Below are 18,872 nucleotides of genomic sequence, written 5' to 3'. Positions count from 1 at the left end.
CCTAGGAGGATCCTTGCCTGCAGAGCAGCCCACCATTCTGGCAACCTCGGGCGGCTTCAAGCCCGGCAGCCGCACCCGGCTCGAGTTTGACCGGTTGCTGCACCACGCCGTCGAACTTTCGGGGGTCACTGGCAGGGCACCAAAGGTGACGCACATCGGTACCGCGGCCGGCGACCAGCGCGCGTTCAACGCGGAACTGGATGAGGCGGCTCGGCTGGCCGGCTTCGATTTCAGCCACCTGCACCTTTTCACCATGCCCAACCACGGCGACCCGGAGGCGCACCTGCTGGACCAGGACGTGGTCTGGGTGAACGGCGGTTCGGTGGTCAACCTGCTCGCGGTGTGGCGGGCACACGGCCTTGACCGCATGCTGCATAAGGCATGGCAAGGCGGCGTGGTCCTGGCAGGGGTTTCCGCCGGGTCCATCTGCTGGTTCCAGGGCGGCACCACCGATTCCTTCGGGCCTGAACTCCGCGCGGTGACCAATGGCCTGGCCTTCCTGCCCTTCGCCAACGGAGTGCACTACGACTCGGAGGAGCGCAGGCGCCCTCTGGTGCACCGGCTGGTGGCGGATGGGACGCTGGGCGAAACACACTGCACGGACGACGGCGTCGGGCTGGTTTACCACGGCACGTCACTGATCGGGGCGGTGACTGAAGTCCGCGGCAAGGGCGCGTACACGGTGACCCGTTCCGAGGACGCAGAAAGTGCACGTGAGGAACGCCTGGAGCCGCGGTACCTTGGCTGAGATCCACGACCTTTCCGCCGTCGACCTCCGGGACAGTCTGCGGAAAGGGGAGGTTTCGGCAGCGGAAGCGGCGGCGCATTTCCTGGACCGGATTGAGCGGCACAATCCCCTGCTCGGCGCGTTTGTCACGGTGACCGCCGAGCAGGCGCTGGATGATGCCTGCGCGGCCGACACGCTCCGAAGCAGTGCTCCTGCTGATGGACTCCCCCTCCTGCACGGCATGCCCCTGGCGTTCAAGGACCTCACGGACGTGGCCGGCGTGGTGACCACGCACGGGAGCGCTGCCCTGGACCACAAACCGGCGGTCAGCGACGGACCGCTGGTGGCGCACCTCAGGGAAGCCGGCGTGATCCCCCTGGGCAAGACGCAGGTGCCCGAGTTCGGACTGACGGCCTACAGCGAAAACCGCGTGGCGCCGCCGTCGCGCAATCCCCACGCCCCCAGCAGGAGTTCAGGGGGATCCTCCGGCGGGAGTGCCGCAGCGGTGGCGGCCGGACTTCTTCCGTTCGCGCCCGGCACGGACGGCGGCGGCTCCATCCGCATCCCTGCCGCCGCCTGTGGCCTGGTGGGCCTGAAACCAGGCCGCGGGCTGGTGCCGGCCGGGGAGAGCCTGGGCGACCCCGCACGGCTGGTGGTGTCCGGCCCCCTTGCCCGAACCGCCGCAGACGCGGCGCTGATGATGGATGCACTGGTCCCCTCCCCCGCTGTTACCGGGAACGGCGGCTACCTCGCTGCGGTGGAACAGGAGCCGCCGCGGCTGCGGATCGGCGTCACCATGGACAGCCCCTGGTCCAGCACCTTCCCGTTTACTCCCGATCAGGAGGCGCTGGACGCGCTCCGGAGCGGAGAGGAACTTCTGGAGCACGCAGGACACGCGCTCAGCGATGCCGCCATCCGCTATGACAACCGCTACCCCGACGCCTTTACCACCGTGTGGACGGCTCCGGTGGGCGCGGCCAGGATCAGTCCGCACCGAGAAGCCCTGCTGGCGCCGCTGACCCGGACTTTCCGGCGCCGGGCCCAACAGCGCAGCGCGGCGAAGCTGAATGAAGCGTTGGCCTTGCTGCGGCAGTTTGAGCGGGACACGGTAACGCAGTACGCGCAGTGGGACCTGATGCTCATGCCGGCACTCGCCCAGACCCCGCGCCCCGTGGGCTGGTTCACCGGGACAGCGCACGGTGATGAGCGCTGGCCGGCTTCCCAGTGGGCAGGGGACGCCGACGGCGACTACCGGAAGCAGTGTGAATTCGCGCCCTGGTCCTCCATGGTCAATGTGTGCGGGCTGCCCGCCATCACCGTTCCCGTTTCATGGACAGGCGGAGCTCCCGGAGAGGGGCTGCCCATGGGAATCCAGCTGGTGGGGCCGGCGGGCTCGGAGCTGCTCCTGCTGCAGGTGGCCCGGCAGCTCGGCTATTGAGGCAGCCGCAGGAACCCGGCACCGCCTTGTCCGGCGGTCACTGCTCCCTCCTGTTGACTCCTCGACTCCTTGCGCCATCAGGAGGACGATTAAAGGGCAGTCACTATAAGGAGGCCGTGATGTGCTATTCATCCAGCAAGGACTTCGGGTGGGGCATCAGGAAAGAAGCTGACCGCCAGCCCGAGGCGAAGCAGGAAACCCCGGTGGAAACCCCGGAGAAGCCGGTCAAGGCGCAGGACTTTACGTTCTGGGCATTCCCTAACTGGCGCAGGACGCCGGCCCCGCGTACCCCCTCGGCGGAAGAGAGCAGGACGAGGGTCTGACGCCCGGCGGCAAAGAACAACGGAAGGGACTCCAGTGGAGGCCCTTCCGCTGCGTCGAGGGCCGGCAGTTACGGCCTTCACGCCGTTGTGTTGTGGAGAGACCTCGGATTAGGGTTAGACCATAAGCATGCTTAGTATTTGAGTCCTAGGAAGGGAAACAGTATGAGCACCGGAAACTACCCACCCGCAGGACAGCCGGAACCGGGCAACGGGAACGCCGGGACGGCCCCGCCCCCAGCCGGAACTCCATCACGTGCCGACTCCCCTGCACCTGCCACCGGCGTGAGCCAGGGCGTGCCCGCTACAGATGCCACGCCGGCAACCGGACCGCGCGCAGCTGCTGACCAGCCGGGGGTGACCCGGGCCGGAGTGGTGTGGGCTGCGGTGGTGGCCGCCCTGGTGCTCCTGATCCTGCTGATCATCTTCATCCTGCAGAACCAGGACCAGGTGGCAGTCCGGTACTTCGGGCTTGAAGGGTTCGTCCCGCTGGGAATGGCACTGTTCATAGCGAGCGTGAGCGGCGGTGTCCTGGTTGCCGTCGCCGGCGGCGCACGCATCCTTCAGCTCCGCAGGAACGCGCACGCCCGGGCCAAGCAGCGGAAGTAAGCAGCGGAGCTGCCGGCAGCCAAGGCAGGCAGCGGACGCAGGAGGCAGCGGGCGCAGGAGGCAGTGAAGGGCGGGCAAGGCAGCCAGCGCCCGGGCTCCGGTACCTCGCAGACCGCGCCGCCACGAGCTCCGGCACGGGGGTGCCCGCAACCGACCCCAGCACGTATTCGATCGCGAGCGCCGTCCGCCGGCAGAATTCCTGGGGTTCCAGCGAAGCGTTATCCCACTCATCCACGATGTGGTCCGGTGGACGATGGCACTCGCCCCCTCTGGAGGCAGCGGGGAGAGCCAGCTGTGCTGGGCAGCAATGGTCCTGTCCGCGGGCAGCAGTGCCAGGGCTCCTCCCCCGGCGCCCTGCCTCAGCAGCACCAAAACTGACGGCGTCTCCAGCCCGATGAGCTCGTACCGCGCGCGTCCAATCTCACCAGCGAGCCCGCCTTCTTCCGCCTCCCGCGACAGGGCTGCACCCGCGGTATCGATGACGGTGAGCAGCGGCAGGCGCAGCTCCTCGGCCAGTTTCATGCCCCGGCGCGCCTCCCGGAGTGAAGCGGGACCCATCCCGGCCGCATCCCGTCGGGACGGGCCGGCGTGGCAGGACGATGCAGGACTGCCTGCTAAGCGGGCCAGGGCCAGCAGGAGCCCCGGGTCCTTCTCGCCCAGCCCTATTCCATTCACTGGAAGTGCATGGCTCGCCAAAATAATAATCGAAAAAAAGCAGGAGCGGACATCGTTGGTCCTCCAGTGCGGAAGGAAAGTGTGACGTGAGTACCTGGCTCTATTGACTAGCACTACGGCGCACGGAGTAAGACCTTGCCGCGATTGACGAAGCCCTTGAGGTCATGGCCCGGGAGATCAAGGCCGGCGACCGCGGCACCCAGGGTGACGAGTTGTTCCACCAGGCATCACCGCCGCGGCCGATTGCTCGGTCTTGGCACAGCTTATGGCCTTGATAGCTGAAATGATCCTCGCGACGAGGATGGAATCCCTTGGCCAGCCGGGGCGGCCCGAGCAGTCCCTGGCATCGCACCGCAAGATCGCGTATGCCATGAAGTGCCAGGATGCCGAAAGAGCGCCTAGGCCATGCTGGCCCACATCGAGTTGGTTTTGGACGTGGAGCTGCCCCGCTGAGAGGCCCGTGACTGATTCTCTAAGGGCTAAGCTGTCGCCGGACCGGTGCTTCAGCCTCCGTTCCGGCGCCCTCACCATGCACCGGTCCTGCACTCGGCAATGAAATAGTTATCGAACGCCTCAAGACAAGTCACCGGAGATTTGTTTAGGCTGGACGCCTGTAGGTCGAACAATGGGAGGCTGCAATGCCCGAAGTCTACGATCGGCCGGTGCAGCACCCGCCGCTTAAACGTTTCCGGCATGGACTTCTGCCCCCCTCCCCTCGATGGCTCAAGGCTGTCCTACTGCTGATGGTTACCCTGTTGGTCGCCGGGTGCACGCTCGGCGGGAGCGACGATGAGGCGTCACTCGAGCAGAAGCCTCCTCGGGAGTTTGTCACGGCCGATAACCGCGGCCTGGTAGTCGACGGCACACCCACACGGCTTAAAGCAGTGAACTTCTCAAATTTTTACCAACGGAATCTGAAAGGCTCCGAGCTCTTGAGCTCCCAGCACCACTCGGAAGCGGACTTCGCCCGGGTCAAGGAACTCGGGTTCAATAGCGTGCGCTTCGCGTTCGACGGCGACTGGTACGTCGATGACCCGGAGGAGTTCCTGGCGTGGCTTGACCAGAATGTCGGGTGGGCGCGGCAACACCAGGTTCGGTTGATTCTGGACCTGCACACGCCGATCGGAGGCTTCTGGCTGGACCCGACCAGCGATGCCGTCAGTTTCGACATCTGGTCCGATCCCCGGCTCCAGCAGCAGAATGCAGACCTGTGGCGTGTCATTGCCGCCCGTTATAGCGGCGAGCCTGTCATCGCCGCATACGACTTGCTCAACGAGCCGGTAACTACCGACTCTACGGGCCAGCAGTGGCGGGATCTCGCGCAAAAGATGGTCGACGCTGTGCGCTCAGTGGACCAGAACCACCTGCTGGTGGTGGGTGGGATTTACGGGGTCAACGGACGCTATGGCGCTCCAGGAATCGAGCAGCATTTCCTGGTTAATGACAAGAATGTGCTCTACGACTTCCATTTCTATGAGCCCATCAAATACACCCACCAATACGCGTCCTGGGTTGAAGGGCCTATTCAGGATGGGGGCCGGTACCCGGCCCCTGAGGTGATCCTGCCCACCGGCGAAAGAACGCTGCTGACGGGGAGCACTGTTGCTACCCCCTCTCTGTCCGCCGGGACCTCGGATTGGAAGGCATACGACAGCGGCATCATCCCGATCACCGACCCGTTGGCCGTAGCGGCGATGCCTGTTATCACCGCCAAGGGAGGAATGAAGGGAACAGCCTACTTCGACACAATGACGGTGACGGAGTATGGGCCCGACGGCAACCAGATCCGCGAGGTGCTTCGCGAAGAACTCGGCCAGGACGGCCTCGTCAACTGGCATGAGTGGAATGGCGGCGGCAAAGAAAATCCCCCGGCACTATTTGCAAGGGAAGCAGTCGGTAACGGGGACAACGCCAGCCTCTCGATATCCCAGGCAGAGGGCGCCGGCGCCATCGCCGGCTGGAGCAACGACGGGCACCTGTTCAAGGTGGTCCCGGGTAACCAGTATCGGATTCAGGGGTACATGCGCGGACAGGACGTGGCCCCCGCCAGCGATGGTACGAACATTGGTTTTCACCTTGATGTGTACGCGAACACGTCGGGAGCCGCCGGTGGTGGATTCCTTGAGCGCGGGCCGGAATATCTGGCACATGAAATGGCAAAGCACACGAAGTTCGGCGAAGAAAACAATGTTCCCATGTCGGTTCTGGAGTTTGGCCTGGTCCGCCAGGCTTTCGAGATGAACGGTAAGGGAGGCGGCGAATACGTTGCGGATATGCTCAAACTTCTCGAAGCCAAGGATTTGAGCTTCGCCTACTGGGAATACCACGGCGCCCAGATGGGGCTTTACCTCAGCAGCACCGGCGCTCCCGGTGAACCGAACCAGGAGCTTCAGGACCTTTTCGCCCGCCAACTAGGTTGAGTGGAACTATCGAGAGAAGCTGCCCCGCACCAACTTCGACACGCCCCGCCCCCTGTCTCCTTAGCTGTTCATGCCGTGGTCCGTGATCAATCTTGTGGACTACTGCATGATTTCCCGGGACCGGCTGGATCTCCCCGCACTCTAGAACCCAGGACGGCCGCTACGGCCGCTGGATCGCCGTCACCCTCGCCGTCTACTACCCGTGGGCGAAGGCCACCAACCGTGCGCCCGCCGAATCACTCTATTCGGAGGGCACCGCGGAAAGCCTTCCACTCGCGGCAGCAACCAAAGCCTAAGACTTGCGACGGCGGCGCGGGCACATCAGCCCGGGCCGCCGTCGCCTCCCGGTTCAGAAGGTGGACGAGGAACTGGTGGTGGAGCTGGCAACCGCCAGGCCAATGATTGCCAGCAGCCAGAGCGCGCCGTAGCCCAGCAGGCAGAGGTACCCCAGCACCAGGCCGGTGATGGACATGCCTTTGCCCGACGGCTCGCGCTTCAGCGCCATATGACCGGTGACGATCGCGGCCAGCTGAGGCAGGAGGAGAAAGCCCATGATCACGGACGCAATGCCGCACACCATGCTGGCGATACTGAGCGTCTTCGGCTCGGCCGGCACACCGTAATACCCGGGCGGGCCATAGGGTCCCGCTTGGTTATAGGGCATCGGCGGCTGGTTGTACGGGCTTGGCGGCTGGCCGTACGGCCCGCCGTACCGGCCGGGTTCTCCATACTGGTTTTGCCCGTAGCCGCCCTGTCCGTGGCTGCCTTGCCCATAGCCCTGTCCGAACTGCTGCTGAGCCGGACCGTCCGTGCCGTAGGGCGGGGCGAACCGGGGCGGTTCAGAGGCCGACGGCGGGGCGTCGTCAGGGCGTTCGGCTTCAGGCCGGTGGGCGGGCTGGTCAGTCACGGTTTCCCCCTGGGAGTTTTGCTTTCAGCCTACCGCTGAAGCGCCCTCTGGAACCGGTCAGTGCACTACAAGCCTGATGGCGAGCACCAGCATCAACACCCCGATGGCCAGGTCCACCCAGCGCCAGGTCCGCGGGCTGCTGAGGACCCCCGCCAGGCTTCGCGCTCCATACCCCAAGGCGGAAAACCAGAGCAAACTGCCGGTGACGGCACCGCCCGCGAAGACCCACCGGGTCCCGACGCCCTGCTGGTTGGCAAGGCTGCCCAGCAGTACCACCGTGTCCAGGTACACGTGGGGGTTCAGGAAGGTCAGGGCGGCGGCAGTGGCGATCACCGAGTGTCTGGATCGTGGAGGCTGTTCTGTCAGCGAGGAGGGCTTCGACGCCGCAATGAAGGACCGAACGGCAAACCACAGCAGGTATGCAGCCCCGCTCCAGCGCAATATCTCCAAGGCCTCCGGAAAGCGGGTGACAAGAGCCCCGATGCCGGCCGTGCCGCCGAGGATCAGCAATGCATCACCTGCCATACATACGGCCACCACCGCACCCACGTGTTCCCGCCGGATTCCCTGGCGAAGCACGAAGGCATTCTGCGCCCCGATTGCCACGATCAACGCGAGGCCGGTCAGAAGTCCGGTCAGCCCTACAGTCCACATGCTTCGACGCTAAAGGACGCAGAGGATGAAGACAAATAACGGATACTGCCAGAACATTAGAATATCTTCATGAACTTTGAGCATCTGAGGGCACTGACTGCCGTGGTTGACGAAGGCACTTTCGAGGCCGCGGCGGACGCGCTGTCCATCACCCCGTCCGCCGTGAGCCAGCGGATCAAGGCTTTGGAAGGCTCCGTGGGCCAGGTCCTGGTGCGCCGGCGGGTGCCGTGCACGACCACCGACGCCGGCATGCTCCTGCTGCGCATGGCACGCCAGGTACAGGTGCTCGAGGCCGAGACATCCAACGCCCTGGGCAGTGGCGGGTCGTCCCGGACCCACCTGCCGTTGGCCGTCAACGCGGATTCGCTGGCCACCTGGTTCGTCCCGGTCCTGGCAGAGGCCGCTGGCTGGGATGACGTCACCATCGACCTCCATGTCGAGGACCAGGGATACAGCAGCCAGCTCCTGAGGGAAGGGGAAGTGATGGGCGCAGTGACCTCTGATCCCGTCCCGGTGAGCGGCTGCCGGGCGGAGCTGCTGGGGCACATGCGCTACATCCCGGTGGCCGCCGCCGGACTGGGTGGCCGGTTTACCAGTCCCGAGGGCCTGGACTGGGCGGCGATGCCCGTACTGAAGTTCAACGCCAAGGACACCCTCCAGCGTCAGCTGCTTGATGCCAAAGGTATCCACCAGCTTCCTCCCACCCACACCGTTCCGTCCTCGGAAGGATTCCTCGCCGCTGTCAGGGCGGGGCTGGGCTGGGGAATGATCCCCCAACTGCAGCTCACCGATGAGATCGCAGAGGGGTCCCTGGTCCGCCTGGAGGACAGCCACCAGGACGTCGCCCTCTACTGGCAGTCCTGGACGCTGGACTCCGAACGGCTCAACCGTTTTACGGAGACAGTCCGGCAGGCCAGCAGCAAACTGCTGGTTCCGGCCCACTCCAGGGCAGGCACGGAACAGTCGCCGTCACGGGCCGGCAGTGGTGCTAGTACCCCCAGTACGGCAGGATATAGACGGCGAAAATGACGAACGCGGCGAGCAGCGCCAGGCGGCCCGCACCGGATCCGGCGTGCTGGTGGGCCTTGGCGTTCCGGCCGTGCCGCACCCCGGCTGCATTGAGGTGGCGGCCCGCCGGATGCCGCGCAGAGCTCCCGCTCCGGTTTGAGGTGTTCCTGGGCGTTGCGGGTCTGGGGCCACCTTCGGAAGGGGAATCCTCAGCCGTTGCTCGTCCAGCCGCACCCTCGGTCACTGGCCCACGTGGCGGCAGGGCACCTGCTGGCCGAACCACCGTCCGGGGCCGGACATTCCGGAACACTGTGATCCCGGGCTCCTGTTCATGCGTGAGCTGCTGGCCGAGGCGCTCGTAGAGCCCCACTACCGTCTGCTGGTCGAGCACCGGCGGGAGTGATTCGATGGCGCCCACCACGCGCTGGGCACCTGCCACGGCAACATCGGAGTTCGTCACACCAAAAAGGTCCGGCTGCGCAGCCATACAAATGAGCGGACGGACGAACCGGCGGTGCGGCGGAGCCATCACGGAGGCGACGGCGGCGCACTGGGCCAGGGCCCCTTCCACGGCCTGGGGCCGGGCGTAGCGGCCCTGCCACAGGACCCCCGAGGCCACGCGGACTTCTCCGGCCCAGTTCTTGTCGCCTACCACCACAACACCACCCGGTCCCACCAGGACGTGGTCCAGGGTGGCCTTGGGCCTGCCCGGCCAGTAGACGTCGTGCAGCACGTACCAGCCGCGCGGCACCAGTTCGCTCAGCTTCTCCGCCACCACCTGTCCGCCAACGGCACCGGTGTCCCAGGGCTTGGTGGAGTTTTCGGCCTGGTCGAGCTGGCGTTTGAGCCTGGCAACCCTTTCCGCAGCCAGCCTGGACTGCTCCCTTGCCCCGTCTCCTGCCCCCATGGCCGCCCTGCTTCCCTTGCCGGAGGACGACAGCGGCCAGGCCGCCGTCGTCCCTTTGCTTCTGGACATTCCGCCCGATTTCTCGAAAGTAACAGGGCGCGCGGGCGGCGGTATATAAGTACTTTGGGGCCCCGGTACTCATGTGAGCTACTTGCTTGATGACGTTGTTCCGTCACAGGGTGGGACACAAGGGCCGGATTATGGACGGGTCGTCTTGGCTGCGGCCCGGGTCTGGCATGCTGGTGCCATGGCTAGCCGCGCGGGCACAGTTGCCCAACCCCAGGACCTTGTTGACATCACAGCGCTTCTTGACGCGTATTACGACATCACGCCGGATCTGGGTGATCCCGGCCAGCGCGTGGCGTTCGGCACCTCGGGGCACCGCGGTTCCAGCCTCAAGGCGTCCTTCAATGAGAAGCACATCGTCGCCATCACCCAGGCCATTGTGGAGTACCGGGCGGGGCAGGGCATCACCGGCCCGCTGTTCCTGGCCAAGGACACCCATGCCCTGAGCGAGCCGGCGCAGAACTCAGCACTCGAGGTCTTGGCCGCCAACGGCGTCCAGGTGCTCATCGACGCGCGCCACGGTTACACCCCCACCCCGGCCCTGAGCCACGCCATCCTCACGTACAACAGGAATGCCGGCGCCGGCGCTCCGCAGGCTGACGGCATCGTGGTCACCCCCAGTCACAACCCGCCGGCCGACGGCGGCTTCAAGTACAACCCTCCGCACGGCGGGCCGGCCGATTCCGACGCCACCGGCTGGATCGCGAACCGCGCCAATGAACTGCTTGAGAACGGCCTGCGCGGCGTCAAGCGCATCCCGCTCGCCGACGCGCTGGCGGCTGACACCACGGGCAAGTTCGACTTCCTCAGCAGCTACGTGGACGATCTCCCCTCCGTTTTGAACCTTGACGCCATCCGCGACGCCGGCGTCCGGATCGGTGCGGATCCCATGGGCGGCGCAGCCGTGGACTACTGGAGTGAGATCGGCGAGCGCCACCACCTCAACCTCACCGTGGTGAACCCCAGCGTGGATCCGCAGTGGGCCTTTATGACGCTGGACTGGGACGAGAAAATCCGTATGGACTGCTCCTCGCCCGCCGCCATGGCCTCGCTGATCAAGCGGATGTCTGACGCCTCATCGTCCGGCCAGTCGGCCTTTGACATTGCCACCGGCAACGACGCCGACGCCGACCGCCACGGCATCGTCACCCCGGACGGCGGCCTGATGAACCCCAACCACTACCTCGCCGTCGCCATCGACTACCTGTACCGCAACCGCAGCGGCTGGAACCCGGAGTCGGTGGTGGGCAAGACCCTGGTGTCGTCCTCGATCATCGACCGCGTGGCGGAAAGCCTGGGACGCAAGCTCGTAGAGGTCCCGGTCGGCTTCAAGTGGTTTGTGCCGGGGCTGCTCTCCGGTGAAGGTGCATTCGGCGGCGAGGAGTCGGCCGGCGCATCATTCAACAAAAAGGACGGCAGCGTCTGGACCACGGACAAGGACGGCATCCTGCTGGCATTGCTGGCCTCGGAGATCACCGCCGTCACGGGCAAGTCCCCGTCCCAGCTCTATAAGGGCCTGACGGACCAGTTCGGAGCGCCTGTCTACGCCCGCATTGACGCTGCAGCCACGCGCGAGCAGAAGTCGGCACTCGGCAAGCTGTCGCCGTCGGACGTTACGGCAACCGAGCTGGCCGGCGAGCCGATCATCGCCAAGCTCACGGAGGCTCCCGGCAACGGCGCCTCCATTGGCGGGCTCAAGGTGGTCACGGAGAACGCCTGGTTCGCCGCCCGCCCCTCCGGCACCGAGGACGTGTACAAAATCTACGCCGAGTCCTTCAAGGGCGAGGACCACCTTCAGCAGGTGCAGGCGGAAGCCAAGGCCCTGGTGGACGGCGTCATCGCCTAGCCGGCTGCCTGGTCCCGGCTCCACAGCCGCAGGATGCGCCGGACGGTGCGGTCATCGTCCGGCGCCATGTCCACCAAGGCGATCCGGTCAAGCACGACGGCGTCGCCCGGGTTCAGGCGCTTGTCCCCGTGGTGTGAGACGTGCGGCCGGTAACCCGACATTGTGTGGGCGGGCGTGAGGATCTTGCCGCCAAGGCTCTGGGCGGCGGTCACCAACTGCTCGTGCAGGGCCTGCAGGTCCGGCTGCGGTTGGATGAGGCTGACGGGCACAGAACCGTTCCGGCCAAAACCGGCATCCTCCCCCACCGTGAGGCCGGCACCCAGGGCTGCCCGGGCGGATGGTGCGGCAAGGACTGCCACCTGTTCGGCGGAGTCATCAGTGCCGACGTCGAACCTCACAAGCGTGATGTGCAGGGGCCAGTGCGTCCGCGGGAAAACCAGCCCGTCCGCCACGGGCTCGACGAAGGCAACCAGGATGAGGTTCCGCATCTGCCCAGTCTCCCACTGCCCCGACCCAAACGCTCTCTCACTTAATGCGCCTTAAACGCCAACCCTCTCTCAGGAGTGAGAGAGGGTTGGCGGAAATGACCCATTAAGTGAGAGAGCGTCCGGGGGTTTAGACGGTGCGGACTACATCCTCGTAAGCGAACTTGGGCTTGGCTTCGCCCCAGGCGTCCTCAGCGGGCTGGCCGATGTTGACCACCAGGAAGCTCTTCTGGTCACCCTCGGGGAAGAAAGCCGCGTCGATGGCACCGAAGTCCGCGCCGGTCATGGGGCCCGCCGCGAACCCGAGGGAGCGGACGGCCAGGATGAAGTAGCCGGCCTGCAGGTGGGCGTTGTTGTTGCCCGTGGCGGCGGCCAGTTCCGGGTTGGCGTCGTACATGGCTTTCGGAGCGTTGTAGCCGGGGAGGAAGTTGTCCCACTGCCCGGCCCAGTCGGTGTCGTAGCTGAGGATGGCAACCAGCGGGGCGGATGCCGTCTTGGCGCGGTTGCCGGGCATGAGGGCGTCCACGAGCTTGGCGCGGGCCTCGTCGGAGCGGACGTAGGTGACGCGCAGCGGCTGTGAGTTGAAGGCGGTGGGGCCAAACTTGGTGAGTTCGTAGATCGCCTGGGCCTGCTCGTCCGTCACCTCTCCGGTGAAGGAGTTGGCGGTGCGGGCCTGGGCAAAGATGGCGTCGACGGCGGCCGCATCAATGACTGCTTCTTCGTGGGCAATGGTCATGGGCTTACCTTTCGCTGCGCCTCCCCGCTGCTGGGGTGGCCTCGTTGCTTTCCATACTTGCAGCTTCAAGTAGCCGGGTCCTCTTCCCGTGACGGCAGGTGACGTTGGGCACAGCTGACCACATAAAAGGCGGGCGGTATTCTGGAGCCAGTTGCGATCTTCGGCCCCGGCACCCCCTTTGAAAGGCCCCCACCATGAGCATGCTCGGAATCAAATGGAAGCTGCACGGCACAGGCAAGTCCATCAAGCCGGGCCATGTGGTGGCCCCGGACGAGCGGCTGGCCTGGCCACTGACCATCGGCGTGGGCATGCAGCACGTGGTGGCGATGTTCGGCGCCACCTTCCTGGTGCCCATCATCACCGGGATGCCCCCGGCCACCACCTTGTTCTTCTCCGGCATCGGCACGCTGCTGTTCCTGGTGATCACCAAGGGCCGCGTGCCCAGCTACCTCGGCTCAAGCTTCGCGTTCATCGCCCCCATCATGGCGTCCCAGCAGCAGTTCGGCGTGCCCGGTGCCCTGGGTGGGGTAGTCCTGGCCGGAGCGGTCCTGGCCCTGGTGGGCGCCATCGTGCAGAAGTTCGGCGCGGGCTGGATCAACCGGCTTATGCCGCCTATCGTCACCGGCGCAATCGTGGCGCTGATCGGGCTCAACCTTGCCCCCGCCGCGAAGAACAATTTCGACGCCGCCCCTGTCACCGCCGTCGTTACGCTGGCCACCATCATCCTGGTGAGTGTCCTCTTCCGCGGCATCCTGGGCCGCCTCAGCATCCTGGTGGGCGTGGTGGTGGGCTACCTCGTGGCCATGCTCCGGGGCGAGGTGAGCTACGAAAAGATGGAGGCAGCCGCCTGGGTGGGCCTGCCGCAGTTCCAGACCCCCGAGTTCCATGTGGGTGTGCTGGGCCTGTTCGTACCCGTTGTGCTGGTGCTGGTGGCGGAGAACATCGGCCACGTGAAGTCGGTTGCCGCAATGACAGGCCAAAACCTCGACGGCGTCTCCGGACGTGCGTTGATGGCTGACGGCGCCGCCACCGTCCTGGCCGGATTCGGCGGCGGGTCCGGCACCACCACGTATGCCGAAAACATCGGCGTGATGGCCGCCACCAAGGTCTATTCGACGGCGGCCTACTGGGTAGCGGGCGTCTTCGCCATCCTCCTGAGCTTCTCCCCTAAGTTCGGTGAGCTGATCGCCACCGTTCCGCCGGGGGTACTGGGCGGAGCAGCCACGATGCTGTACGGCATGATCGGCATCCTGGGTGTGAAGATCTGGGTGCAGAACAAGGTGAACTTCTCCAATCCGGTAAACCTGACCACTGCCGCTGTTGCCCTGATCATCGGCATCGCCGACTACACATGGGCCATCGGGGACCTCACGTTCACGGGCATTGCACTCGGATCGGCCGCTGCCCTGGTCATCTACCACGGCATGAAGGCCATCGCCAAGGCCAGGGGCACGGTAGCTGAGCCCGAGACCGAGCAGGCCGGCCTGCCGCCTGCAGCCAAGGCGGCCATGAACACAGCAGCCAAGCGGGCGCCAAAGAAGCGCTAGGCGACTTCGCCGGATTCGCCGACGTCCGGCTTCCCCCTGCCGTCACGCCTGGCCCTGCCCTTGCGCTTCGCCCTGCCCTCCAGCCCCTCGAGCCTGTCCGGCGTCAAGGACCCGGCCGGGTGGCCGGGCGGGAACGGGCCGGGCCGGCCCAGGCCGAAGACGGGGCCGGGCTGCGGCCGCTTTGCGGCCAGGGACTCCACCGGCCGGGGCCGGAGCCGCTGCAGGACCCACGGAAACAGATACTGCCTGGCCCAGATCAGGTCTTCCGCCCTGGCTTGAGTCCAGCCGTGGGACGGCACCGGCCGCGGCTCCAGGGCCTTGAGCGAATGGGGTATTCCCAGAGCATCGAGGGTCGCAACGGCCACTGCGTGGTGGCCCAGCGGTGAAAGGTGCAGCCGGTCCCGGTCCCACATCCGGGCATCGTGGAGCGCCGGCAGGCACCACAGATCCACCATCACGGCGTGGTGGCGCAGGGCGACCGTGTGGAGGTGTTCGTTGTACACGGCAAGCCTTCCCCGGATTTGGCCGAACACCGGCGTACTGCCCCAGTCCGGTCCGGCGAACAGCAGGACGGTGGCCCCGGCACCAGCCAGCAGGTCCACCGCCTGGTCCATCTTCTCGGCCAGCTTGTCGGGGTCGCCCCGATGGAAAATGATGTCGTTACCGCCGCCGGACATTCCTACCAAGTCCGGATTGAGGGCCAAGGCGGGCTCCAGCTGCCCATCCAGGATTTCCTGGAGCACCAGCCCGCGCACCGCAAGGTTGGCGTAGGCGAAGTCGTGCTGGCCGGCGCTGAGTTCCTCCGCCGCCCGGTCAGCCCAGCCGCGAAGCCCGCCGATGCTGCGGGGCTCGGGGTCACCCACCCCTTCGGTGTAGGAGTCGCCGAGGGCTACGAAGCGGTGCCAGGGGTGCCGCCCTGCCGGCGGCAGTCCTGCCCGTGTCTCCTGCTGGCCGTTGGTCATGAGCGCCGTCCTCTCACCTTGGGGGAAGGATCCGCTTCCGGGGCAGCACCTGCCTCAAGCGGCTGGTCCAGTTCCGCGGGCGCCACCAGGCGGAAGTCCTCAATGTCTTCGAAAGTCTCCCGCCGCGGCCCGGAAGGATCCCGGCCAGGTCCGGGCGCAACGATGGTCAGTGCGGCATCACGCAGACCCAGCTCATGGTGGGACGCCTCCCGCTGCAGGAACCGCAGGGCACCTTCCCGGGAGAGTCCGTACTCGTCCATCAGGCTTCGCACCGCAAGGTCCACCAGGACCAGGGAGCTCTGGGCGACGGCGAGACCCGCCGTCGCTTCCGCGCGCTCCGCTACCCGCACCACTACGCGCAGGGCGCGGGCAACCTGCTGGACGTAGCTCCGGATGCGGAGAAGGTCGTCGCTGGTGAAGGCATGGGGTGAGGATGCGTAGAGGTTGATGGCGGCGCTCGTCCCGCCCTCGGCGACGATGGGCACCGACAGGAGGGACTGGACGCCGTGGCTTGCCGCCGCACTCGCGTACCCGGGCCAGCGACGGTCCCGGCTGACGTCGGAGAGCAACACGAATTCGCCTGTCCGCAAGGCCTCGATGACCGGCCCGTCAGCGAAGGAACACTGTTCCCGGTCCGCTTCGCGTGCCTGATCCGTGCTCGCGGCGATGGTGTGCCCCTTCCCCAACCGGAAGAGGGTGGCTGCCCAGCCGATGCCGCGGCTTTCGCCCTTGATGTCCGCCATGAAGTCATGGGTGACTTCCCAAAGGTAGTTTTCGACGTCCTTGCTGTCGAAAACCGGTTCCGGGGGCAGTGGGAGCGGTCCCCAGCCAACCTGTCCTGCGGGTTCAGCGGCCATGTTCCACGCCTTTGTTGAGCGCGTCGGCCTACTGCAAAACCTCGATTTTTTAAGGATACGTCGCCTGCCCTGCGGGCGGGAGGGCCGGCGGGGCCCCCTGCTTAGTCTCCCTCGGCGGTGTTCCCTGCATACGCGGGCGAATTCCTGAGGAGTACGACGTCGTACGCCTCCACCCTGCGGTCCGTCACCGTGGTGGGGGACTCCAGATGGACAGCCCCGGAGGGCAGGATTCCGGCGGCGCCGAACCTTTCCATGACCTGCCATTGGGCCACGACGTCCTCCCCGGCATGGTCAACCGGAAGGCTTTTCCAGAAGGCAAAGCCTCCTGCTGTTTTGAGGGCTTCCCGCCGGTAGAGCACGCATCCGCCAAGCCAGGCCACGCGGTAGGGTACCCACTCCCCCGGTTTGAGGGACAGGTCAGCGCTGATGTGGCTGAGGTTGGCAGCATTGTGGAGGGGCCACCGATCGAACCCGGGAGCCCCGGGACGAATGCGTTCCGGGGCCACGGGACCGTCCCAGGCCTCGAAACCGGCCGTTTGCTCCGGCCGCCTGTCGTCAAGGTAGGACAAGCCCTGCGGAGCCATCCCCACAAAGCCGCAGCCCAGCTCGTCCAGTGCGCGGCTGAGCCGCTCGAGGGCACCCGGTTCCAGCCAGATGTCGTCGTCAAGGAAAAGGCACTTCTCCGCCGTCGACTGATCCAGCAGGAACTGGCGGTGCTCCGCGAGTCCGCGCCGCGGCAGGTGGCGGAGCAGCACGACCGGGCGGCCCTGGGCTTCGAGGACCCGCACCATCGCAGCGGCTGCCGGATGTTCCCAGCCAGGGGTATCAGTGGACTGGTCGCTGACCACCACGCGGAATGCAGGGTCAGCCTGCCCGGCCAGGCCTGCCAGAGTCACGGCCAGTTCCGCCGGGCGGTTGCAGGTGGGAACCAGCACGTCAACCGTCACGCTGTCCGGCACCTCAACACGCCGTGCCCACTGTTCTGATGATCTCCTGCTCACAGCCCACCTCCTGGTGCCTGCCTCGGCATTGATAGTGAATGGGGTTCGCTGGTTCTGTACCCACATCACCGCAATGTATGCCCGGGGCATGGCAAAGGCCTCCACCCGCTGCCACTTGGGAGGCAGGGGCGGAGGCCTTCAGCGGGGGGTGCACCGCCCTGGACAGAGCACCGATGCCGGTTACCCGGCGTCGAAGCTCTCGCCGCCGTCGTCGTTGGGTGATTTCTCCTCCGGCAGGTCGTTGCCGCTGCCGTCCGGGATCCCGGCGGCTTCCTGCCCGGGCTCGGAGGACACCGGGGCCGACCCCTGGGAATCGTCGTTCCCTTCATCAAGTTCAGCTTCCCCGGAGGGAAGGTCCACGTCGCGCGGCACGGGGTCCTCACTGGTCCCGGACTGCGGCTCGTTCGTGCCTACACTGGCCGTCTCGCCCGTGCTGCCAGTGTCCGCGCCACCCGCGGAGGCCTGTGCCCCGCCCATTTCCTGCTCGGCGGTGGGAGTGCCGTATCCGCCCGGGTCCGTTTCCGGCTGGGCATGCTGGTTTTCCTGTGTCATGGTTCCTCCTGTTGTCCGTTGGATGAAGCTGAACTGCGGGGGTGGCTGCTTAGAGCGCCTTGCCGCCCGTCACCGGCAGCACGGCGGCCGAAATGTAGGATCCGTCTTCCGAGGCCAGCAGGACGTAGGCCGCGGCAAGCTCTGCGGGCTGGCCGGCCCGCTCCAGCGGTGTGTTCTGGCCGAACTTCGGCAGCTTGTCTGGCCACTCGGTAGCTGGAATAAGCGGGGTCCAGATGGGTCCGGGAGCTATGGCGTTGACGCGGATTCCCTTGGGGCCAAGTTCCTGGGCCAGTGCTTTGGTGAAGGCCACCTGCGCCGCCTTGGTCATGGCGTAGTCGATCAGGCCCGGCGAAGGGTCGAAGGCCTGGACGGATGACGTAGTGATGATCGAGGCGCCGGCCTTCAAGTGCGGGATGGCGGCCCGTGCCGTCCACAACAGCGAGTACAGGTTGGTCTTGAAGACCCGGTCGAATTCCTCTGTGGGCAGGGTCTCCAGGCTCTCGCGGTTCTTCTGGTAGGCCGCGTTCAGCACCACCACGTCGAGGCGGCTGAACTCGGCTGCCGTTTCGTCAGCAATCCGGGTGCTGAACTCCTCTTCACGGCCGTCACCGGCAAAGAGGAGGGCGCGCTGGCCTGCCTTGCGGATCCAGTCCGCGGTGTCCTGGGCGTCTTCCTCCTCTTCGGGAAGGTAGGAGATGGCGACGTCGGCGCCTTCACGTGCGAAGGCGATGGCAGCCGCCTTGCCGATGCCCGAATCCCCACCCGTGATGAGTGCCGCCTTGCCCTGCAGCTTCCCGTGCCCCTCATAGCTGAGTTCCCCGTGGTCCGGCTTGGGCTCCATGGGCGCCGTCAGGCCGGGCTGCTTCTGCTCCTGCTCGGGGAACGGGCCTGCGTGGTAGCCGCCCCGGGGATCCTTTGGCTGGTCTGTCTGCTTGTCCGTGTCGCTCATAGTCCGCCTACTCAGTGTGTCGGTTTTCGAGGGCCCAGCCGTGCACCGGCCCTTCGAAGCTATCCCGGCCGGAGGAGCAAAGTCCACCGTTCGGTGCGAATAATCAGTAAACTTATCAAATGTGGACGGGGACGCAACGTTGTCCCGGATTCTGGGTACCTAGGGAGTAGAAAGGTAGCCAGGCCAGGATGGCGCAGGAAGGAGAG

19 protein-coding genes and 1 pseudogene are annotated in these 18,872 nt (G+C 66.1%); 9 read left to right on the top strand and 11 right to left on the bottom strand.

Annotation, left to right across the window (positions count from 1 at the left end):
* Positions 1 to 13: 13 nt before the first annotated feature.
* From M1D32_RS01690 to M1D32_RS01675, 4 genes are all read left to right on the top strand, one after another.
* The gene (locus tag M1D32_RS01690; RefSeq protein WP_458780647.1) at positions 14 to 748 is read left to right on the top strand and encodes a Type 1 glutamine amidotransferase-like domain-containing protein; all 735 of its coding nucleotides are present in this window, start codon (positions 14 to 16) and stop codon (positions 746 to 748) included.
* A complete protein-coding gene (locus tag M1D32_RS01685) occupies positions 741 to 2,165 on the top strand; it encodes an amidase (protein ID WP_458782257.1) in 1,425 nt (474 codons plus the stop codon). Before M1D32_RS01690 ends, M1D32_RS01685 begins: the two co-directional genes overlap by 8 nt.
* 119 nt (positions 2,166 to 2,284) lie before the next feature.
* Positions 2,285 to 2,488: a hypothetical protein gene (locus tag M1D32_RS01680; protein WP_458780646.1), complete on the top strand. Its 204-nt coding sequence runs from the start codon at positions 2,285 to 2,287 to the stop codon at positions 2,486 to 2,488.
* A 162-nt stretch (positions 2,489 to 2,650) separates the two neighbouring features.
* Complete coding sequence (locus M1D32_RS01675; RefSeq protein WP_458780645.1) at positions 2,651 to 3,094, top strand: LapA family protein; 444 nt, start codon at positions 2,651 to 2,653, stop codon at positions 3,092 to 3,094.
* A gap of 294 nt (positions 3,095 to 3,388) precedes the next feature.
* Here the strand turns inward: M1D32_RS01675 and M1D32_RS01670 are convergent.
* Positions 3,389 to 3,769: pseudogene (locus tag M1D32_RS01670) on the bottom strand (carboxyl transferase domain-containing protein); the annotation flags it as partial.
* A 265-nt stretch (positions 3,770 to 4,034) separates the two neighbouring features.
* On the opposite strand from M1D32_RS01670, the gene M1D32_RS01665 reads away from it, so the two are divergent.
* Positions 4,035 to 4,325: a hypothetical protein gene (locus M1D32_RS01665; protein WP_458780644.1), complete on the top strand. Its 291-nt coding sequence runs from the start codon at positions 4,035 to 4,037 to the stop codon at positions 4,323 to 4,325.
* Positions 4,326 to 4,407: 82 nt separating this feature from the next.
* Positions 4,408 to 6,189, top strand: a complete 1,782-nt coding sequence (locus tag M1D32_RS01660; RefSeq protein ID WP_458780643.1) for a glycoside hydrolase family 5 protein — start codon at positions 4,408 to 4,410, stop codon at positions 6,187 to 6,189.
* Positions 6,190 to 6,538: 349 nt separating this feature from the next.
* On the opposite strand, the gene M1D32_RS01655 is transcribed toward M1D32_RS01660, so the two are convergent.
* Together M1D32_RS01655 and M1D32_RS01650 are read right to left on the bottom strand one after the other, a co-directional pair.
* Positions 6,539 to 7,096: a DUF4190 domain-containing protein gene (locus tag M1D32_RS01655; RefSeq protein ID WP_458780642.1), complete on the bottom strand. Its 558-nt coding sequence runs from the start codon at positions 7,094 to 7,096 to the stop codon at positions 6,539 to 6,541.
* Between the two features lie 57 nt (positions 7,097 to 7,153).
* On the bottom strand, positions 7,154 to 7,750 hold the full coding sequence (locus M1D32_RS01650) for a LysE/ArgO family amino acid transporter (RefSeq protein WP_458780641.1): 597 nt from the start codon (positions 7,748 to 7,750) through the stop codon (positions 7,154 to 7,156).
* A 69-nt stretch (positions 7,751 to 7,819) separates the two neighbouring features.
* On the opposite strand from M1D32_RS01650, the gene M1D32_RS01645 reads away from it, so the two are divergent.
* Positions 7,820 to 8,779, top strand: a complete 960-nt coding sequence (locus M1D32_RS01645) for a LysR family transcriptional regulator ArgP (RefSeq protein WP_458780640.1) — start codon at positions 7,820 to 7,822, stop codon at positions 8,777 to 8,779.
* Here the strand turns inward: M1D32_RS01645 and M1D32_RS01640 are convergent.
* Positions 8,739 to 9,734, bottom strand: a complete 996-nt coding sequence (locus tag M1D32_RS01640) for an NERD domain-containing protein (protein ID WP_458780639.1) — start codon at positions 9,732 to 9,734, stop codon at positions 8,739 to 8,741. The two genes, M1D32_RS01645 and M1D32_RS01640, sit on opposite strands and share 41 nt — an antisense overlap.
* 178 nt (positions 9,735 to 9,912) lie before the next feature.
* On the opposite strand from M1D32_RS01640, the gene pgm reads away from it, so the two are divergent.
* Positions 9,913 to 11,577, top strand: a complete 1,665-nt coding sequence (gene pgm, locus M1D32_RS01635) for a phosphoglucomutase (alpha-D-glucose-1,6-bisphosphate-dependent) (protein ID WP_458780638.1) — start codon at positions 9,913 to 9,915, stop codon at positions 11,575 to 11,577.
* Here pgm and M1D32_RS01630 read toward each other — a convergent pair.
* Together M1D32_RS01630 and M1D32_RS01625 are read right to left on the bottom strand one after the other, a co-directional pair.
* A complete protein-coding gene (locus tag M1D32_RS01630) occupies positions 11,574 to 12,065 on the bottom strand; it encodes a 2'-5' RNA ligase family protein (RefSeq protein WP_458780637.1) in 492 nt (163 codons plus the stop codon). The two genes, pgm and M1D32_RS01630, sit on opposite strands and share 4 nt — an antisense overlap.
* Before the next feature lie 127 nt (positions 12,066 to 12,192).
* Positions 12,193 to 12,798, bottom strand: coding sequence for a malonic semialdehyde reductase (locus M1D32_RS01625; protein WP_458780636.1), 606 nt, complete (start codon positions 12,796 to 12,798; stop codon positions 12,193 to 12,195).
* Positions 12,799 to 12,992: 194 nt separating this feature from the next.
* On the opposite strand from M1D32_RS01625, the gene M1D32_RS01620 reads away from it, so the two are divergent.
* A complete protein-coding gene (locus M1D32_RS01620; protein ID WP_458780635.1) occupies positions 12,993 to 14,345 on the top strand; it encodes a uracil-xanthine permease family protein in 1,353 nt (450 codons plus the stop codon).
* Here the strand turns inward: M1D32_RS01620 and M1D32_RS01615 are convergent.
* The 5 genes from M1D32_RS01615 to M1D32_RS01595 form a co-directional block, all read right to left on the bottom strand.
* Positions 14,342 to 15,307 (bottom strand): SGNH/GDSL hydrolase family protein, encoded by a 966-nt coding sequence (locus M1D32_RS01615; protein ID WP_458780634.1) that lies wholly within the window; start codon positions 15,305 to 15,307, stop codon positions 14,342 to 14,344. The genes M1D32_RS01620 and M1D32_RS01615 overlap by 4 nt on opposite strands.
* Complete coding sequence (locus M1D32_RS01610; protein ID WP_458780633.1) at positions 15,304 to 16,164, bottom strand: GAF domain-containing protein; 861 nt, start codon at positions 16,162 to 16,164, stop codon at positions 15,304 to 15,306. The genes M1D32_RS01615 and M1D32_RS01610 overlap by 4 nt, the downstream gene beginning before the upstream one ends.
* A 101-nt stretch (positions 16,165 to 16,265) precedes the next feature.
* Positions 16,266 to 17,165 carry a glycosyltransferase family 2 protein gene (locus M1D32_RS01605; RefSeq protein ID WP_458780632.1) on the bottom strand — a complete coding sequence of 300 codons (900 nt, stop codon included), beginning with the start codon at positions 17,163 to 17,165 and terminating at the stop codon, positions 16,266 to 16,268.
* Between the two features lie 180 nt (positions 17,166 to 17,345).
* Positions 17,346 to 17,717: a hypothetical protein gene (locus tag M1D32_RS01600; protein WP_458780631.1), complete on the bottom strand. Its 372-nt coding sequence runs from the start codon at positions 17,715 to 17,717 to the stop codon at positions 17,346 to 17,348.
* A 49-nt stretch (positions 17,718 to 17,766) separates the two neighbouring features.
* Complete coding sequence (locus M1D32_RS01595) at positions 17,767 to 18,666, bottom strand: SDR family oxidoreductase (protein WP_458780630.1); 900 nt, start codon at positions 18,664 to 18,666, stop codon at positions 17,767 to 17,769.
* Positions 18,667 to 18,872: the final 206 nt, after the last annotated feature.

This window comes from Arthrobacter sp. D3-16 (assembly GCF_054408515.1).
The sequence above is the reverse complement of the archived record's forward strand: the minus strand, read 5'-3'. Positions and strand labels throughout refer to the sequence as shown.

What these genes read in the sequence shown, in the direction of transcription:
- M1D32_RS01680 (WP_458780646.1), top strand. Translation starts at nt 2,285, where the DNA reads ATGTGCTATTCATCCAGCAAGGACTTCGGGTGGGGCATCAGGAAAGAA.
- M1D32_RS01675 (WP_458780645.1), top strand. Translation starts at nt 2,651, where the DNA reads ATGAGCACCGGAAACTACCCACCCGCAGGACAGCCGGAACCGGGCAAC.
- M1D32_RS01665 (WP_458780644.1), top strand. Translation starts at nt 4,035, where the DNA reads ATGGCCTTGATAGCTGAAATGATCCTCGCGACGAGGATGGAATCCCTT.
- M1D32_RS01660 (WP_458780643.1), top strand. Translation starts at nt 4,408, where the DNA reads ATGCCCGAAGTCTACGATCGGCCGGTGCAGCACCCGCCGCTTAAACGT.
- M1D32_RS01650 (WP_458780641.1), bottom strand. Translation starts at nt 7,750, where the DNA reads ATGTGGACTGTAGGGCTGACCGGACTTCTGACCGGCCTCGCGTTGATC.
- M1D32_RS01645 (WP_458780640.1), top strand. Translation starts at nt 7,820, where the DNA reads ATGAACTTTGAGCATCTGAGGGCACTGACTGCCGTGGTTGACGAAGGC.
- M1D32_RS01640 (WP_458780639.1), bottom strand. Translation starts at nt 9,734, where the DNA reads ATGTCCAGAAGCAAAGGGACGACGGCGGCCTGGCCGCTGTCGTCCTCC.
- pgm (WP_458780638.1), top strand. Translation starts at nt 9,913, where the DNA reads ATGGCTAGCCGCGCGGGCACAGTTGCCCAACCCCAGGACCTTGTTGAC.
- M1D32_RS01630 (WP_458780637.1), bottom strand. Translation starts at nt 12,065, where the DNA reads ATGCGGAACCTCATCCTGGTTGCCTTCGTCGAGCCCGTGGCGGACGGG.
- M1D32_RS01625 (WP_458780636.1), bottom strand. Translation starts at nt 12,798, where the DNA reads ATGACCATTGCCCACGAAGAAGCAGTCATTGATGCGGCCGCCGTCGAC.
- M1D32_RS01620 (WP_458780635.1), top strand. Translation starts at nt 12,993, where the DNA reads ATGAGCATGCTCGGAATCAAATGGAAGCTGCACGGCACAGGCAAGTCC.
- M1D32_RS01615 (WP_458780634.1), bottom strand. Translation starts at nt 15,307, where the DNA reads ATGACCAACGGCCAGCAGGAGACACGGGCAGGACTGCCGCCGGCAGGG.
- M1D32_RS01610 (WP_458780633.1), bottom strand. Translation starts at nt 16,164, where the DNA reads ATGGCCGCTGAACCCGCAGGACAGGTTGGCTGGGGACCGCTCCCACTG.
- M1D32_RS01600 (WP_458780631.1), bottom strand. Translation starts at nt 17,717, where the DNA reads ATGACACAGGAAAACCAGCATGCCCAGCCGGAAACGGACCCGGGCGGA.
- M1D32_RS01595 (WP_458780630.1), bottom strand. Translation starts at nt 18,666, where the DNA reads ATGAGCGACACGGACAAGCAGACAGACCAGCCAAAGGATCCCCGGGGC.